This is a genomic window from Methylomonas sp. Uni0011 (genome assembly GCF_056850255.1).
This window is the reverse complement of sequence record NZ_JBVVNO010000002.1, coordinates 277,800-294,945: the sequence shown is the minus strand read 5'-3', so window position 1 is coordinate 294,945 and position 17,146 is coordinate 277,800. Positions and strand designations below refer to the sequence as shown.

16 protein-coding genes are annotated in these 17,146 nt (G+C 58.5%); all 16 read right to left on the bottom strand.

Going from position 1 to position 17,146, the window contains the following annotated elements; translation table 11 throughout:
• Positions 1-2: 2 nt before the first annotated feature.
• Positions 3-1,166, bottom strand: coding sequence for a glycosyltransferase family 4 protein (locus tag AC0IM9_RS04080; protein ID WP_482803163.1), 1,164 nt, complete (start codon positions 1,164-1,166; stop codon positions 3-5).
• Positions 1,153-1,956 carry a class I SAM-dependent methyltransferase gene (locus tag AC0IM9_RS04075; RefSeq protein ID WP_482803162.1) on the bottom strand — a complete coding sequence of 268 codons (804 nt, stop codon included), beginning with the start codon at positions 1,954-1,956 and terminating at the stop codon, positions 1,153-1,155. The genes AC0IM9_RS04080 and AC0IM9_RS04075 overlap by 14 nt, the downstream gene beginning before the upstream one ends.
• 109 nt (positions 1,957-2,065) lie before the next feature.
• Positions 2,066-2,965 (bottom strand): class I SAM-dependent methyltransferase, encoded by a 900-nt coding sequence (locus AC0IM9_RS04070; protein WP_482803161.1) that lies wholly within the window; start codon positions 2,963-2,965, stop codon positions 2,066-2,068.
• The gene (locus tag AC0IM9_RS04065; protein ID WP_482803160.1) at positions 2,962-4,362 is read right to left on the bottom strand and encodes a capsular polysaccharide export protein, LipB/KpsS family; all 1,401 of its coding nucleotides are present in this window, start codon (positions 4,360-4,362) and stop codon (positions 2,962-2,964) included. The genes AC0IM9_RS04070 and AC0IM9_RS04065 overlap by 4 nt, the downstream gene beginning before the upstream one ends.
• A complete protein-coding gene (locus tag AC0IM9_RS04060; protein WP_482803159.1) occupies positions 4,359-5,480 on the bottom strand; it encodes a polysaccharide pyruvyl transferase family protein in 1,122 nt (373 codons plus the stop codon). Before AC0IM9_RS04060 ends, AC0IM9_RS04065 begins: the two co-directional genes overlap by 4 nt.
• Positions 5,473-6,723 carry a glycosyltransferase gene (locus tag AC0IM9_RS04055; RefSeq protein ID WP_482803158.1) on the bottom strand — a complete coding sequence of 417 codons (1,251 nt, stop codon included), beginning with the start codon at positions 6,721-6,723 and terminating at the stop codon, positions 5,473-5,475. Before AC0IM9_RS04055 ends, AC0IM9_RS04060 begins: the two co-directional genes overlap by 8 nt.
• A 12-nt stretch (positions 6,724-6,735) precedes the next feature.
• Complete coding sequence (gene wecB / locus AC0IM9_RS04050; protein ID WP_482803157.1) at positions 6,736-7,890, bottom strand: non-hydrolyzing UDP-N-acetylglucosamine 2-epimerase; 1,155 nt, start codon at positions 7,888-7,890, stop codon at positions 6,736-6,738.
• Positions 7,890-8,975, bottom strand: coding sequence for an acyltransferase family protein (locus AC0IM9_RS04045; RefSeq protein WP_482803156.1), 1,086 nt, complete (start codon positions 8,973-8,975; stop codon positions 7,890-7,892). The genes wecB and AC0IM9_RS04045 overlap by 1 nt, the downstream gene beginning before the upstream one ends.
• Positions 8,976-8,990: 15 nt before the next feature.
• Positions 8,991-9,776: a cephalosporin hydroxylase family protein gene (locus AC0IM9_RS04040; RefSeq protein ID WP_482803155.1), complete on the bottom strand. Its 786-nt coding sequence runs from the start codon at positions 9,774-9,776 to the stop codon at positions 8,991-8,993.
• Positions 9,773-10,681 carry an NAD-dependent epimerase/dehydratase family protein gene (locus AC0IM9_RS04035; protein WP_482803154.1) on the bottom strand — a complete coding sequence of 303 codons (909 nt, stop codon included), beginning with the start codon at positions 10,679-10,681 and terminating at the stop codon, positions 9,773-9,775. The genes AC0IM9_RS04040 and AC0IM9_RS04035 overlap by 4 nt, the downstream gene beginning before the upstream one ends.
• A complete protein-coding gene (locus AC0IM9_RS04030; protein ID WP_482803153.1) occupies positions 10,681-11,907 on the bottom strand; it encodes a methyltransferase domain-containing protein in 1,227 nt (408 codons plus the stop codon). Before AC0IM9_RS04030 ends, AC0IM9_RS04035 begins: the two co-directional genes overlap by 1 nt.
• Positions 11,904-12,464 carry a dTDP-4-dehydrorhamnose 3,5-epimerase gene (gene rfbC, locus AC0IM9_RS04025; protein ID WP_482803152.1) on the bottom strand — a complete coding sequence of 187 codons (561 nt, stop codon included), beginning with the start codon at positions 12,462-12,464 and terminating at the stop codon, positions 11,904-11,906. Before rfbC ends, AC0IM9_RS04030 begins: the two co-directional genes overlap by 4 nt.
• Positions 12,451-13,527, bottom strand: coding sequence for a CDP-glucose 4,6-dehydratase (gene rfbG / locus AC0IM9_RS04020; RefSeq protein WP_482803151.1), 1,077 nt, complete (start codon positions 13,525-13,527; stop codon positions 12,451-12,453). The genes rfbC and rfbG overlap by 14 nt, the downstream gene beginning before the upstream one ends.
• Positions 13,517-14,296: a glucose-1-phosphate cytidylyltransferase gene (gene rfbF, locus AC0IM9_RS04015; RefSeq protein ID WP_445371137.1), complete on the bottom strand. Its 780-nt coding sequence runs from the start codon at positions 14,294-14,296 to the stop codon at positions 13,517-13,519. Before rfbF ends, rfbG begins: the two co-directional genes overlap by 11 nt.
• A gap of 153 nt (positions 14,297-14,449) precedes the next feature.
• Positions 14,450-16,231, bottom strand: a complete 1,782-nt coding sequence (locus AC0IM9_RS04010) for an ATP-binding cassette domain-containing protein (RefSeq protein WP_482803150.1) — start codon at positions 16,229-16,231, stop codon at positions 14,450-14,452.
• Between the two features lie 42 nt (positions 16,232-16,273).
• Positions 16,274-17,146 carry a class I SAM-dependent methyltransferase gene (locus tag AC0IM9_RS04005; protein ID WP_140911364.1) on the bottom strand — a complete coding sequence of 291 codons (873 nt, stop codon included), beginning with the start codon at positions 17,144-17,146 and terminating at the stop codon, positions 16,274-16,276.

The following is a 17,146-nucleotide window of genomic DNA, read 5'->3' as shown; positions in this document are numbered from 1 at the left end:
GCTTAAGCATCCTCGGCCGCAGCCAAACTGCGGTATAGATCTTGATAACGCTGAGCCACCGCTTGAATCGAAAACTGCTCCAGCACCCGCTGCCGGGCCTGCATACCAATCGCCTGTCGCCGTTCCGGCGCCAAATCGAGCAGTTCGCCAATTGCGGCCGCCAACGCCTGCGAATCTTCGGCGGCAACGACTCTGCCGCCGTCGCCCAAAACCGCCGCGGAATCGCCGACATCGGTCACCACGCACGGGACCGCGCAACTCATTGCTTCGCCGATCGCGTTGGCAAAGCCTTCCGAAACCGAGGGCGTGACGGCGATATCCAGCGCGGCAGTAATGCTTGCAATATCCTGGCGCTCACCCAATAGATGCAAACGCCCCTGTAAAGCGGAACTGCGTTCGGCGTCGACAAACAAGCGGTTTTGCGAGTCGACCCCACGCCCGGCCAACACGAAATGCACATCGTTGCGCCGCTCGGCCAACAGCTCGGCGGCCTTTAGAAAATTGGCATGGCCTTTCATCGGATCGTAGCGGGCGACCATACCGACCAGCGCCGCATACGGCTGCAAGCCGAGTTCTTCCCGCAATGCAATCCGCGCCGCCGGGTCCGGCCGGAATACGTCGGTGTCGAAACCGTTTGGCAGCCAATCGCCGCGCTCCGGCGCATAACCTATGTTTTCGTGGTGCTGTCTGGCGGTTTGCGAGTTGTACAGGATTTTGGTCGCCGCTCCGGACAACCAGGCACACAAGCGGATGATTTTCGCGGTGCCCGGCTTTTCTTTATTGATGTCGTAAAGGCTTTGCCGCACACCCCAGATCAACGGTACCCGCCGGCCGATCAGCCAGCGGCCTACCCAGGCCGCAAAATTGCCGTGGTACATCCAGCCTTGCACAATATCCGGCCGTGCCGCGAGCAAATATTTGCGCAAACGGCCGACGGCTTTCAAGCCGCTCACCGGCGACCGAGCCCCCAAACACAATACCGGTATGCCCAAGGCGCGGATATCGTCGGCGACCGGCCCGTCGCCAATCAGGCACACCACCCGCATGTCGAACCGCTCCCGGTCGACATGGGCCAGCAATTTCCACAGCATACGCTCGGCACCGCCGACGTTCAGGCCGGTGATGACGTGGACGACGACGATGCGATTGACGTTAGCGGTTGGCAAGGCGGAACACAAATTCGTTACAGCCCATGCGGCCGCCGCAAGTCGTCATTTCGGTCAAAGTAAAACCGCGATCGCGGAAATAAGCGAAGACTTGTTCCGGCTTGGCCACTTCGAACGGATAACCGCCCAACCAATCGATCATGTCGTACCAGATCGTCATGCCGCGCTCGATCGACAGCCGTCCGCTGGCGGCGCGCACCAGCCAGCGCAGGCCCAGCAAGTAAGGGGCATGGCATGCGATCAATACCGGTTTGGCAATCCTGCTGCGGTTGTACAATCGTTTGACCCAGGCCCAATAGCGGCTAATCCAGCCCTGGTCGTTGTAGATCGCGATAAACAGCAAACCGCCCGGTTTGACGCAAGCGGAGATATTGGCAAATGCCGCAGCCATATCGCCGGTATGGTGTAACACGCCCCAGGAATAGACCACATCGAAATCACCTAATGCCGAGACATAGGCTCGATCCAGTACCGATCCGCTCTCGATCCGCCAGCGTTCGCAGTCCGGGAATTTAAGCTGCTTGATCCGTTCGGTACATTTAACCGAACTCGGGTCGAAATCGAAGGAATGCACCGTTGCCCCCAGGCGCGCCGCCGCCAGCGAAAACAAGCCGCTGCCGGAGCCCGCATCGAGAAAGGTCTTACCTTGCAAAGACTCGACGCCCAGCATCCGTTTCAGCGACGCCTCCGCCGCGGCGATTTTTTCATCCGACAGCTCGGCCAAGAAACGCGCCCAATTTTCGCCGAATTCAAAACGTTCTCCGGACTCGACCTCAGCCGCGTGCCCCATGCCAGTTCTCCCCTATTCTCAAAACGGTGCGGACAAGCCGCACCCCAAATTTGCCGTTTCCGGCCTCTGGCCGGATGCCTGAAGTGCCGTTACGCATAAGCAATCCAAACTATTTCCGCAACAGTTTTTTTAAACCGTTTACCAGGCAGCGGTAAGGCCGGCCCAACAATTTAAAGCGCCAGGCCTGGCTCATGTGCAACCAGTAGTCGCGGCGCGGAAACGCCCGCGACGCAACGGTTTGGCCGGGTTTTGCCAAAATCATGATCGAGCCTTTCAATCGGCGGCGGGCAATCACGACGAAACCTTCCTGCTCCAGCAGATAGACCAGCGCATCGGCGCTCGGATACCAGGTGTGCGCATAACCCGGACAACTGTCGCTCAACGACGACAACAAATCGCTGACGATAACGACGAACAGGCCGTCGGGTTTCAGCATCGCCGCGACCTGCTTTACGAACTGCCGCGGCCGGCTGACGAAATAAATCGCATGCGCGATCGAAACCACATCGAAAGCAGCTCCCGGCTGCAAATTCTCCACCTGCCCTATCGTCACCGACACTCCGGCTTTTTCGTGGAATTGCCGCGTGTTCGGGTCGGCATCGACCCCTTGCGCCTGCCAGCCCTTATCGCGGAACAGGGCGACGGTTGCGCCCAGCCCGCAAGCGACATCGAGAAAATGTTGCATATCCGGCCGTATAAACGGCGCGACAAAGTCGTAAGTCCGCTGCGCCCAAATTTGGCTGGCCTGCCAACGGCCTTGCCAGACAGCCTCGGCATCTGCGTCAGGCGTATCGTCGATTACCCGGTTGCGATCCCAATATTGCTGTAGTTCCGCCAACGACACCGTCTGCGTCGGGAAAGCATTGCCGCAAGTGCCGCATAAACGCCAATGGTAACCGGCGGTTTTCAACACCCGCAGCCCGGAGTCGGGGTCGCGGAACGATATCGGCCTGGACTGCTCGGCAGCGCAAATCGGGCAGACATGGGCTTGTTGCGGCACCGTATTCATTTGCCCACTCCGTCGATGGTCCGGCAATGTTGGATGAAGCCCTCGGCAAACGCAGTTACATTGCCCTCGCGCAACACCGGTTCGCCGGCCATGCCCGGCGAACCGAACACGATGTCCTTGCGTACCGAAAACACGCGGGCCAGAAAATCGATAATCTCGGCTTCATCGACTTTGCCATCCAATTTCTCGGCAATTTTGGTGCGTAAATCGCGGAGATTGCAGACACCGCCCAAAGCCTCGGAAAAAAAGGCGTTGCCCAAGGTAATCGACGGCCGGCCCAGCAGATAGGCTTCGAAGGTGGCGGTGCCGGTCACTGAGATCGTGATCCGCGCCCGTTTTACGATTTCCGCCGACGGCATCGCGTAATGGGCCACCACGACACCGGATTTATGCAGCAACTCGCGGACGAAACTGCCGCTTCGCAGCAGTATGCAGGCCGGGTGTTCTTTGATCACTAAAACCACGTCGCTGGGCAGCGCATGTCGAATCGCATCGATTGCCCGCATCTGATCGACGAAATACGGTGCCGGGGTATTGATCGAAGACTCGGGCGAATACTGCAACGGATAAAACACGAATTTGTCCGGGAGCTGTTCCAAACCGGTAATGTCGCATAGCCGTTGGTTTTTCCAGCGCCGCAAATTCCAAATAGCGTCCCGCAGCCAAGGCAGGTTATTCAAAAACGCCGCACGCAGGTAATCCCATTCGAAGCTTTCCCTGGCGTCGAACCGGCGTTGTAACGCCAAGCCCACACGCTGCAACAATGGCTTTTGGAACGTTGGCAGAATGTTGTCTTCCGCTACAGCCTGGCCGACCGCCGGCGCTTTTGGCGCTTCCCGGAACTCTCGGAGAAACCGTTCGCCGGACTGCCTGGCAGTCGAATCGCCCGCATTCGCATGCGACGGCAAGGACTCACTATCGTCCGGCGAAAAAAATATTCCGCCCAAATTGCGGCAATGGGTCGGCACGACGACCGGTATGCCCATCTGTTTGGCGCACGCCAGAAACACCTTGCCGTCCAGACCTTCCACCTGAGACACCAAAGCATGGCTCGGCGCGAAGCGCGCCATGAACCGTCTGGCACCGCGGTACAGGTTCATCGCCCGTTGCAATTGGAGCTGCGAGCGGGCGAATTTGAAATTGCGTTTTTCGCTGTCGATATCGCGGTGCAGGCTGCCCGGATACAGCCAATTTTTTTCCTCCGCAGTGCAGGTAGCATCGTTGGCGTTCAACACGAACACGTTGTCCCGGCCGAGCAGAGACACCATCAAGGCCTCGTGGTGCGGCGACGACAAGATCATCGCCCATTCCAGTTCCGGATAGCGGCGTCTGGCATATTCGACCACGTGGTAAAACAGTATCGGGAACGAGCCGAACCCGTGCAAAATCACCCTCATTTCAGATATTCCTCGATTGGGCTGAAATTTTTCGCAGACAAGGCTTGCCAGCAGGCAAGATTGGCGCCATCGACCATTCTGCCCGCTGCTCCCTCTATCGTTTCGGCGATCACCCCTGTCCGCGCCTCGGAAAGCGAAAGGAACGGCATACCGGCATCCTGACAAAAATCGGACAGCTTGCTGTCGCGGCCAATCCCGACAAACGGCAGGCCCAGCAAAGCCGCCATGACCAGACCGTGAAACCGCATCCCGACAACGATATCGAGTTCGGCGAATTGCCGGCACAATGCATCCGGGTCCGACGAAACCCGGAGCAGTTCGACGCGCTCGCCGGCGATACCGACGGCCTGCAGCAATTTGGTATCGGACACGCCGGCCTGCGGATCGTCCAGCTCTTGAAACGACAACAGCCGGACCGACCAACCCTTGTCGCGTAATTCCGCCAAATCCGCGGCAAGAGCGCTAAAAAACTGCGGATACGCGTCTGTCGCGGCGCCGATATCGCTGGCCGCCAACGTGACGCCGACCGTTTTGCCGGCCGAGGTTGTCGGCACCGTCGGCAACTGCAATGAGAACACCAGATCCGCCGTACGCCTGACGCGATTGCCGCCGATCACCTGCCGGCAATGGCGCCACGACGAGGCGTCGCGCACGGCAAAATCATCGCTCAGCGCCAGGATCGCCGCCATTAACAATCTGGCCGAAATGCCGGGCATTTCGGCGACGCCGGCCCCCAGCACAAACACTCGGGCGCCTCTGAGCCGGGCTTGAACGACGGCCAGGAAAATCAACACCAGATTGGTCAACGCGCCGCCGCGGGCGTGAAACAGCGTACCGCCACCGAAAACCATGGCCCGGCAACCGGCCAGCGACCGCCAATTGACCGCCAGATAGTCGAGCAGGCGCCGCCACTTCGGCAGATTCGGCTGCAACAGAATCCGCTCCTGGCAGCTGAATTCGACGTTTTCGCTTTGCAAGTCGGCTACCGGATGCAGGCTGCGCACGACAAAACTCGAATCCGGCGCCGCCGAGCGCAAGCGCCGCAAAATCGCCGCCAACAGCAAATCGTCGCCGACGTTGCCGAAGCCGTAATAGCCGTAGAGAAAAACCTTACCCATCCGCAGCGCTGCCGGCCAGTTCGCCGAGAATAGAACGGAACCGTTCCGCCACCGCATCGGCGCTGTAAGCCGCGCGCACTTCCGGATCACCCCAGGCCGCCGTAATTCCCGCCGCTCTGCGCTCGCGAATAGTGTGCAAAACCTGCCGCAGAGACTCGGCGATTTCGGCCGGTCGGCGCGGATTGGCGACGGCACCGCCGATTTTGGAAATTAACTGCGCCGATGCGCCGGGCGGTACGATGCCGAAAATCGGCACGCCGGCTCCCAAATAATCGACCAGCTTCCCCGGCAGAAATACGCTTAGGTCGTCCGGGGCATCGATCACCAATAACAAATCGGCTTGCTTCATCAATGCCAGCGAGGCCGAATAATCGACGGTAGGCACCACGGTTACCAATCCGTCCGGCAAGGATCGATAGGCCGCCGATTTCAGCATCCTGGGCGGCACTCCGCCGACCAATTCGATGCGGACGCCGCACAGTTCGTCCGGCCCCTCGCGCAGAATGGCCGCCAAAGCCTCGAACAACGGCTGCGGCGACCGGTGGCCGTAGAAATTCCCCAAATAACGGATCAACAGCGGCGCATCCGGATCGCGTGGCGAGTCGCCGTAAGCGCCGGGCTCGAAACCGTGCGGCAGGACCCGGGTCTTCTCTCGCCACGCCGCGGGATATTTGGCCATCACCAAATCCACGGTTTCCTGAGAGGTAAAAATGATGCGATCGGCGGCGGCAACCACTTCGCGTTCCAATTGGCGGTTACGGATGTTCGCCAGGAAAAATCGGCGCCGGAACGGGTTATCCGCCCAGGGATCGCTGAAATGCGCCACCCACGGCAAACCGTAGCGGCGTTTCAAACGCAGGCCGAGCAGATGGTCCGACATCGGCTCGCCGAAGGTTAGCAAAACGTCCGCCGCGAAATCGCCCTGCGCTAAACGCTCGACCACGGCGCGCTCGGCCAGCGGCACCCAGCCCAGGAATTCGTCGGGGGCCCGCGCATACAAGGGCAGCAGATTCGCCGCAATTCGATGCCACAGGCCGGATAAGGGCGCACGGTACGCCACCGGCAATCTAAACAGTAAGCGGCTGTCGAAATCGGGATACGCATCCAGCCCGTTCGCCAAGGCCTCCACCTGCCCCGTGACGGCGGCTATCGGCAGCCGGGCGTGGTAAAGCAGACGGCCGATTTGGATGGCCTGCGAATAGAGATTGGGCGGCAGCACGTAGGATACGGCAAGTAGTTTCATGGTAAGGCGCGGTCAAACCGGGGAATGGGCGGCGATGGTATCGATAATCCGTTCCGACGCCAGTCCGTCGCCGTAAACATCGGCGCTATCCGCCAGCGGCCAACGGCCTTCCAAGGCGTCTATCGTAGAAGCGGTTATTTTATCGGGATCGGTTCCGGCCAAGCGAATCAGACCGGTGTCGAGGCCCTCGGTCCGCTCGGTCTCGTCTCGCAAAACCACGACGCGTTTACCCAGACTCGGCGCCTCTTCCTGCACGCCGCCGGAATCGGTCAAAATCAGTTCGGCGTCCGCCATCAGGCTGACGAACGGCAAATATTCCAAAGGCTCGATCAATTGAACGTTGGCGATACCGCTTCCCAGCAGCCTGTTTACCGTTTCCCTGACCCGTGGGTTCGGGTGCACCGGGTAAATAAAATCGTAACCGGGAAAATGGCCGGCAAGCTGCAATATCGCCGAGCAGATCGCCTCCAGGCCGGCGCCGAAACTCTCCCGCCGGTGGCAGGTGACCAGTACGTAAGGCCGGCGCTCAGACAAGCTCACGGCTTTCAAACCGGCCGCGTTCAATGATTTCGCCGCCCTGTCCTGCAACATCGCGTCGTCCGTCAAGCGCTTGACCAGGCCCTTCAAAGCGTCGATGCCGGTATTTCCGGTCACCAACATTCTGTCCGGCGGAATCCCTTCGGCCAGCAGGTTTTCCGCGGCGGACCGGGTCGGCGGGAAATGCAGCGTCGCCAATTCGGATACCAACCGTCGATTCATCTCCTCCGGCCACGGCGCATAGATATTGCCGGTGCGTAAGCCGGCTTCGACATGGGCTACCGGTACCTTCCGGTAAAAAGCCGCGAGTGCCGCGGCAAAACTGGTCGTCGTATCGCCCTGCACCACGACCCAATCCGGCCGGCAGCGGTCCAGACAATCCTGCATCCGCGTCAGAATATCGACGGTGATACCGGTCAGGGTTTGTTCGGCACGCATGATGTCCAAATCGAAATCGGCATGCAAGCCGAACAACTCCAATACTTGATCCGACATCTGCCGATGCTGGCCGGTGTTGCAAACCAGAAAATCGAATTGGTTCCGATTTTTACCGGCCAAGACCAAAGGCGATAACTTGATCGCCTCCGGCCGGGTACCCAAAACCACCAAAACCGTTTTTCCCGCTGCCATTACCGTGTCCAAACCCTGGAGAGCCGCCACAGAAACCGTAGCTCATGGGTTTTGCAAAACCGTACCGCCGGCAACTCGACCAATATGTAGCTCAGATAAGCCACCCAGGTCGACAGCACTGCCGCGCCCATAATAGCTATCAGATTGCCGGCGAAGGTCTGCTGGTGGCCGATCCAATCGAGCAACGAGTATCCGACCAGGGTGTGGTACAAGTAATTGCTATAGGAAACCTTGCCGAAAAACGCCAGCAAAGCCATCGAGAATCCGGATTGCAACAGTCCGGCCATCGCCACAGCGCCGCCGAGAATATAGGCCATCGACCAAAGCGGATAGATGCCGTCGAACAAGGCAACGTTAAGTCCAGCCAACAAGGCGATCAAAGCCAACCTTAACAGGCTTCCCCCTGTCCAATCCGATTTCTCCGCCAAAAACACCTGAATACCGACAAAGAAAACCGGAAAATACGTCAACAACTGGCTGGCCTGGCCCCTAAACACAAACATCACGGCATTAGCCAGAGTAAACAATACCGGTACCGCCATAACGAAACGATTCTTTAAGAAATGGGAATACAAAGCGATAAACAGGTAAAACTTCACTTCGATCAACAGGGTCCAATATACGTTGCTGACATTGGGTAACCTGAACAGGTCGGACAGCATCGTAAAATTGGCCAGGTAGATTGCATAGGAGTGACTTGCCAAACCGAAACCCAGTTGGCCGGCAACGAAAAACACCAGCAGGTTCAACCAATACGCCGGAAAAATTTTGAAAAACCTCCGGCATAGAAAGGGGCCGATATTGCAGCTCTGTAAACTCTTGAATATCAAGTATCCGCTGAGCAAAAAAAACACAATCACGCCGCCCCTGCCCATCGTGGCAAACGATGCAGCTAAATCTCCGAAGACCAAGCGCTGCGGCAGAAAATGGCCGCAAATCACCATCAAAATGGCAATGCCGCGAAAAAAATCCAGAGTTGCGATACGTTCGCCGCGTTGCGCCACGGCAGCCGGACCGCCGGCAAAACCGGCATTGGCGACAACAGCGTGGGCAATCGGCACAGAAAGACCAGGAAAACGGAGCATCGGCAAGGCCGGCGCTTAGCGTAGGCGTTTCAAAAAGCCGTCAGGGGCCACCGAAATCTGCAGTTTATGGTCCAGGCTTTTGTCGATCTCAAATTCGGGATGCGACTGCAAATATTGTCTGACCGCGGTTTTCGGATTGTCGCCCGGCCCCCAAGGACGATCCGGGAACAGATCGGCCGGCATGTCTTCGACCATGGTATCGAACACCACGCAGTAACTGCCTACCGTCGTCAGCGGCGCGTAGGCTTCCAGCTCGGCCAGCACGTGCTCGTGGGTGTGGTTGGAATCGAGGCACACCAGAATCCGCTGCGAACCCTCCGCGCGAGCCTTGACCTCGGCCACGGTTTCCGGCGCGATGCTGGAGCCCTGGATCATTTCGATCCGCGAGCTCATCGGGTGGGCTTCGATCGCCGCCCGGTTATGGGCGCGAATATCGATATCGATGCCGATCACTTTGCGGCGGAAATCGCGCAGATTCAGCGTCTGCTCGCCGGCTTCGATCGCTTCGGCCATGTCCAGCAACGCCAGCATCGACGCGCTGAAAATCAAGGATCCGCCGTGAGCGATACCGGTCTCGACGATCAGGTCGGGCTTCACCGACCAAATCAGCTCCTGCATCGCCACGATGTCCTGCGGGTATTGAATGATCGGCCGCCCCATCCAATCGAACTGGTAAGAGTATTTGCCGGCTTGAGCGAAATTCATCCAGGCGCGAGTCAGCTGTTCGCCCGCATTGTTTGCCGCGAAAGCCTGGCGGATAGACTCTCTTTCAAGTGCAAACTGTGTTACCGGATCCATCATTCACTCCCCTTCAATTCGTTAATTTTAATTCGGTAATCGGCAAGGCCTTCGCGGATCGATATCCGTGCGGCCCAACCGGTTGCGGCCAATTTGTCCGCGCAGCCGACCAGCAGCAGCGGATCGTATTCGGCCACCGGCACGGCGCCGAATTCGACAGCCGGCACGGCTTCGAACAAACCGGCGCAGATCGCCACGATGTCCGCCAGCCGCATCGGTTCGCCCGAGGCGATGTTAAACGCGCCGGTCGCCGACGTGTTTGCCGCCAAATGGGCGAAAGCCGATGCGACATCGCTGGCGTGCAGAAAATCGCGAAACTGCCGGCCGTGGCTGCACTTTAAAACTTCGCCCCGGGCCATGGCCGAGAGCACCGACGGCACGAATCGCGCCGTCGGTTCGCCCGGCCCGTACGGCGTAAAAATCCGCCCCCACACCCAGTCAATGCCGTTGTCGCGGCAAAAACCTTCGGTAAATTGCCGGGTGGCATCCTTACACTTGCCGTACAGCGTTACCGGCGCAGTTGGCGTTTTGCCTTCGACGCAATAGCCGTAATTCCAGTCGTACTCGGCGCAGGTCCCGGCAATCACCGCCCGCTTACCGCCAAATTCTTTAAATGCCGCCAGCAAATTCGCCGTGGCATCGCACCAGGCAAAATTTTCGGCTGCGGTCCAGAACCGGCCGTGCTCGACGAACCAGGCCAAATGAATCAAGCACTCGGCTTCGGCTTGAGCCATCGCCTGCCTGGCTTGGCCGACATCCAACAAATCGGCCGGTAACCAGGTCAGGCCGGGCTGCGGCGCATGATCGGAACGCCTGGAAACGGCAGCCACCTGATGGCCCTGCGCCAGCAAGATCGGCAACAGATAACGGCCGATGAAGCCGTCGGCCCCGGTAACCGCGATTCGCATTAGAGGACCGTTAACTCCGGCACGGCAATAGCGAAGCGGCCGCCCCAATCCCGCAGGTAATCGAGTTGTGCAACCACTTCGCGCTGCAAATTCCACGGCAATATCAGCACATAATCGGGCTTGTCGCGTTGCAAATGCTGCTCGTCCACAACCGGAATCCGGCTGCCGGGCAGCCATTTGCCTTGCTTAGCCGGATTTCGGTCGACGACATAGGCGATCAGATCCGGCCGCACTCCGGCGTAATTGAGCAGGGTATTGCCTTTGGCCGCGGCACCATATGCCGCAACTTTCTTGCCGTTGCGGGCCGCGTCCAGCAAAAAGCTTAGCAGATCGTTCTTCAACGCATCGGCCCGCTTCTGGAATCCGGCGTAAAAAGCCACTCCAGCCATGCCGGCCTGGACTTCGCGCCGCAACAGTTCGGCAACGGTAGGCTCGACCGGCTGCGCGCCATCTGCAGTGCGCTGGGCAAACACCCGCAAACTGCCGCCATGGGTCGGTAATTCCTCGACATCGAATACCGTCAAACCGTTTTCCGCGAATATGCGCTGCACGGCGGTCAGCGACAGGTAGGAAAAATGCTCATGGTAAATCGTATCGAACTGGTTGCTTTCGATCAGATTTAGCAAGTGCGGAAACTCGAAGGTCGCAACCCCGGCCGGCTTCAGCAACACCGCGAAGCCGTGGACGAAATCGTTAATGTCGGGGACATGCGCCAGCACATTGTTCGCGGCCATCAAATCGGCCCGGACGCCTTCCGCAACCAACCGCTCGGCCAATTGCGCGCCGAAAAACTCCTCTACTATTCGCAAGCCCTTATCGCGGGCAGCTTGGGCGGTGCTCGCAGTCGGCTCGATACCCAGGGCGCCAATGCCGCGTGCCTGCACATATTGCAACAAATAACCATCGTTCGATGCCACTTCCACCACCAACGACCCGGCATCCAGACCGAAACGCCGGACCATCGCCGCGACGTAATTTTCGGCGTGTTGCAGCCAGGTCGACGAGAACGAGCTGAAATAGGCGTAATCGGCCGAAAAAAATTCGGCGCAATGGGCATAGTCCTCGGTCTGTACCAACCAGCACTGCTGGCAGACCAGTACCCGCAACGGGTACCAGCGTTCCGGGGCATGCAAGGTTTCGGCGGTCAGATAGGAATTCGAAGGCGGCGCACTGCCCAGATCGATCAGCGGCAGAGAGAGTTCGGAACCGCAATGACGGCATTTCATAGCTCGATACCTTGAAAATCGGATGGTAGGTTTGAGTGTTGCCGGTCGCGCTCGGACATTTCGGTAATCGCCAACGGCCAGTCGATAGCCACTCTCGGCTCCAACGCATGCAACGCGCCTTCCGCACTCGGCGCATAGGCGGCGTTATGCAAATACAACAATTCGCAGTCCTCCTCCAAAGTCTGGAAACCGTGGGCGAAACCTTGCGGAATCAGCAGCGACTCGCGGTTATTAGCTGACAATTCCACGCCGTACCAGTGTAGAAAGGTCGGCGAACCGCTGCGCAAATCGACCGCAACATCGAATATCCGCCCGCGCAGGCAACTGACCAGTTTGGTCTCGGCGTGGGGCGAATACTGGAAATGCAGGCCCCTGACCGTACCGCGGCGGCGAGTCAGCGTCTGGTTGATCTGAGCGATCGGTTCGGAAAAGCCGGCAGCGTTTAATTCGTCCGCGCAGAAAAACCGGGAAAAATAACCTCGGCTATCTTCCGAACAGCGTCGCCGAATCAATTTCAATCCGGCCAAAGGCGTCGCGACGACTTCAAATTGCGCCAAGACCGTCTCCATGCGGCGCTTGCCGGTAGTCCCAAATTTGTCCGGCGCTGAACTCGGCCATGTCCTCGCCGTTGCGCCAAGCTTGGTGCCAGGCGGCAGTTTTTTCGATGGCAATCTGCAAACACCAGCGCGGTTGCCAAGCCAAACGCTGCCGGGCTTTGCTGCTGTCCAGGCTCAGAAAATGCGCTTCGTGCAGATCGCTGGGCTCGGTCCGCCAATTCAGTGCCGGAAAGGACTTCGCCAATTCGCTGAGCAACCAGGCCACCGGCTTGGCGTCCTGTTCTCGCGGCCCGAAATTCCAGCCCTCGGCGAATGACTCGCCATGCCCGAACAACTGCTCGGCCAACGCCAAATAACCGGACAGCGGTTCCAGTACGTGCTGCCAGGGCCGCGTCGCATTCGGCGCCCGAATCACCAATTCTTCGCCGCGGTCCAAAGCACGCAGAGCGTCCGGAAGCAAACGGTCTTCCGCCCAATCGCCGCCGCCGATCACGTTGCCGGCACGGGCCGATGCCAAATGCACACCGGCCTGCGCCAGAAACGACGCTCGGTAAGCGGCCGTCACCAATTCCGCGCAGCCTTTGCTGGCCGAGTAAGGATCGCGGCCGCCCATGGCTTCGTTCTCGCGGTAGGGCCACAGCCACTCGCGATTTTCGTAACACTTGTCGGTGGTAACGTTGACGACCGTACGGACTGTGCTGTGCCGGCGCACCGCCTCCAGTAAATTTACCGTCCCCAGCACGTTGACCTGAAAAGTTTCGACCGGCTCGCGGTAGGAGTGCCTTACCAGCGGTTGGGCCGCCAGATGCAGGACGATATCGGGCCGGGCTTGGTCCAGCGCCGCGGCCAACCGAGGCAGATCGCGGATATCCGCCAACTCATGCGCGGCGAGCAGCGATTCCACGCCGGCCTCGACAAACAGCGCCGGTGCAGTGGCCGGAGGCAAGGCATAGCCGTAAACCGTCGCCCCCAACGAATGCAACAGCATCGTCAACCAGGAACCTTTGAAACCGGTATGGCCGGTGACGAACACCCGTTTGCCTTGCCAGAATTCAGGATTCATGCCAAACCTTCCACGGTGCGGCCCCGGATTGCCACAACTCCTCAAGCTGATTCTTGTCGCGTAGCGTATCCATCGGTTGCCAAAAGCCGGCGTGTTCGAACGCCATCAGTTGGCTTTGCTGCGCCAAACGGGTCAATGGCTCGGCTTCCCAATGGGTTGCATCGCCGTCGATGTACGTCACGCACTCGGGAGATAACACGAAGAAACCGCCGTTGATCCAGCCGCCGTCGCCTTTCGGTTTTTCCATGAAGCCTTTGACCCGGGTTCCGGCCAAATCCAAGGCGCCGTAGCGCCCGGCAGGCTGGACCGCGGTGACGGTGGCCAACTTGCCGTGGTCTTGATGAAAACGAATCGCAGCGGAAATATCGACATCGGCCACGCCGTCGCCGTAGGTGAAACAAAATGCCGTTTCGTTTTGCAGATAGGCGGCGACCCGTTTCAAGCGGCCGCCGGTCATGGTGTCGTCGCCGGTGTCGACCAGCGTCACCCGCCAAGGTTCGGCGTAGCGATGGTGGACTTCCATTTGGTTTTTTTGCATGTCGAAGGTGACATCCGACATATGCAGAAAATAATTGGCGAAATACTCCTTGATGACATATCCCTTGTAACCGCAGCACACGATAAACTCGTTAATGCCATGCGCGGAGTATATCTTCATGATGTGCCACAGAATCGGCTTGCCGCCGATTTCGATCATCGGTTTGGGGCGGGAAACGGTTTCTTCGCTGATGCGGGTACCGAGCCCGCCGGCCAGAATGACTGCTTTCATGAATCAACTTTAAAAAGGTCGGCAGCCAATCGGCGGGGCTGTAACGGACGCACCATTTTATTTTTCAACGCGAGCGAGCTAAAGAAAAAACGGTGGATGATACACGATAGGCCGCCGGCTTTCACCTGCGAAATTTGTGGATTCCCAGGTCGGTCAACCTTCGGCCGGCTCGCGCTTGCGCAGTTCCTCGACCAGCGGCGCCACCTCGGCAAAGCTGCCGATCGCGGCCAAGCGGCCGGCGTCCATCAAGACAATCTTGTCGAACCCAGGCAGAACGTCCCAGTTATGAGTCACCGCGACCACTGTTTTCTGAAAATCGGTCGCGCACAATTTTTCGAACAGGCGAGCCGACAATACCGGGTCCAAGGCGCTGGACGGCTCGTCGAGCACAACGATTTGAGGGTCGTGGTACAACGCACGGGCGATCGATATACGCTGGGCTTCGCCGCCGGAAAGCGCCACGCCGTCTCCGCCCAGGACCGTAGCCATACCGCGCGGCAAATTGCCGACCACGTCGCCGGCCAATGCAAAATCGGCGACCTCGCGGCAGCGCCGTTGATCGATGGCATCGGCCGGAATGCCGAACGCGATATTCTCGGCAACCGAGGCACCCAGGATCAGCGGCGCTTGCGGCGCGTAGCCGACCAATTCGGTCGCCCATGACAATCGTTGATCGGCAAGTTCGATCCCGTCGATCGCAATCGTTCCGCTTGCAGCCGGCACCAAACCCAGGATCAAATCGAGCATGGTGGTTTTGCCGCTCCCGGAAACACCGACAATCGCCACTTTCTCGCCGGCAGCGATCTGCAACGACACACCGGCAAGCGCCGGGCTATCGCTGCCCGGATAGGTATAGGCCACATTTTCGAAGACGATGCTCCGGCCGAAGCGCTCTATCCTGGTAACTCCCGCCGTCCGCGCCCTGGCTTCCGCCAGACATTGGCCGAGATATTCGACCGCAGCGGCATTGAATTTCAGAATACTCAGACTGGCGTAAACCTGCTGCAAATTCGGCAGCAGGCGGTAGCCGGCGTAAGCGAACAAGGCGATGAACGGTACCAGCGAACGATATTCGCCGCCGCTCCAGGAACGGTAGATCGGCAAGGACAGCAACATCGAAAACGCCAGCAGTTCTATCAGGTATTTGGGGACCATCGGATACACCCTGGAAACCTGATCGGCATGATGGTACTCATCCAACCAGCCGCACACGCCGTCAACAAAGTAGTTCAGATTGCCGCGCACCAACACCTCCTTGGCGGAAGCGAACAGATCGGTGGCCGCGCGGGTGGCATTTCCGGTAGCGTGCAAAATCGCCTCGCCGGCTCCAGCCATTTTCTTTCGCAACACGCGAAAGAACAACGAGTACATGATGATCGCCGCCAACCCGAAAACCGCGGAAAACAACGGCGAGACCAAAGCCAGCAGCACAACGACCAAGGCAACCTGAAAGGTTTTACTGACGATCAGGCACAATTGCAGGATGCCGCCCGACACCGCTCTATCGATTTCTCTGACCACGTAATTGGCATGAATCGTAGGGTTCTGCGACCGCAAAAACGGCAAGCCCCTGGCGAAAAAGCTCAGCGATAATTCGCCGGCCAATCTGACACCCAACTGCGCCGAAAACCGGATCGACAACCACATCGACGCCAGGCCGAGCAGATTGCCGAACACGAACAAAAACAGTACGACCAGACCCACCACGTGTACCGGTATCTGCTCCAACGGTACGGGACTGACCAGCGCGAACAACTGGCCGGTCGAGGACTTGGTCAGTGCCGCAGGATCGGACAACAAGGCGACGAACGGCATGATCGAGGCTACGCCAAGCATCTCGAACACGCCCAACAACAGATACAACGCGACTAGGCCAAAAAACCGCCGATGCCAATCTTCCGGAATGATTCTGAAAACCAGCATCAAAAAGCGCATTTTTGCTCCTTAAAACGACAGCCCATCGGCTCGCTTCCGCGATTAGCGTTTAAAGATCAACGCTTGCCCGGTAGGCAACGGCAGCAGCGTGCCTTCCTTGCCTTTCAACCATTGCAGGATTAAATTGCGGGTATCTTCGTAACCGGCCCAGGCATAATCGTCGAACAACACCACCCCGCCCGAAACCATGCGCGGCCAAAAAAAGTCGAGCGCGGCAATGGTCGGCGTCGCGGAATTCAAATCGATATGTATCCACACAATCGCCTCGGGATTTTCCGATTGGGCAAACGATTCGGGGATATAACCCTTGTTGAAGCGAACCCTATCGCCAAACTTGGCCAGATTGGCCCGAGTCACATCGACATTCAGGTAGCCGTATTCCCCCTGATTGGCTTTCTCGCTATCCAACAGCAAATCCCCGCGCATCGCCTCCCAAGCATCGTACAAATAAGCGCCCCAATCGTTACCGCAGCCGGATGCGGCACTCAATGCAAAAAATGAAGTCAGACCGTCGCAAACTCCGCATTCGACAAAATTATGCGTCCCGCGCGGCGCGTATTTGGCGGCAAAAGTGGCGCTCCAGAAGACGATGTAATGCCGCCACATCAACGAATTCAACATGCTCAACCGTTCGGCCGGCTTGAATTGGGTCAGTTTGAATCCGTCGTTTTTAACCAGTTCGGTTAACTGGCCGCAGGTTTCGTTGAAAGCCTGTTCTATGTCGCCCAGATCGGTCGCACTGCCCCACGGCGTATGGGTAAAGGTCGACATACCCCAACCCTGAAAAGTCGGGGTAAAGCCGACGCGCAACAATCTCCGCAAGAGTGGTGCATCGGCAAAAAAGTTTTCCACTTTTTGCTTCGACCCCGGATAGTTTGTATACAGCCAATCCTTGAATTTGGTTTTTACGCTCAT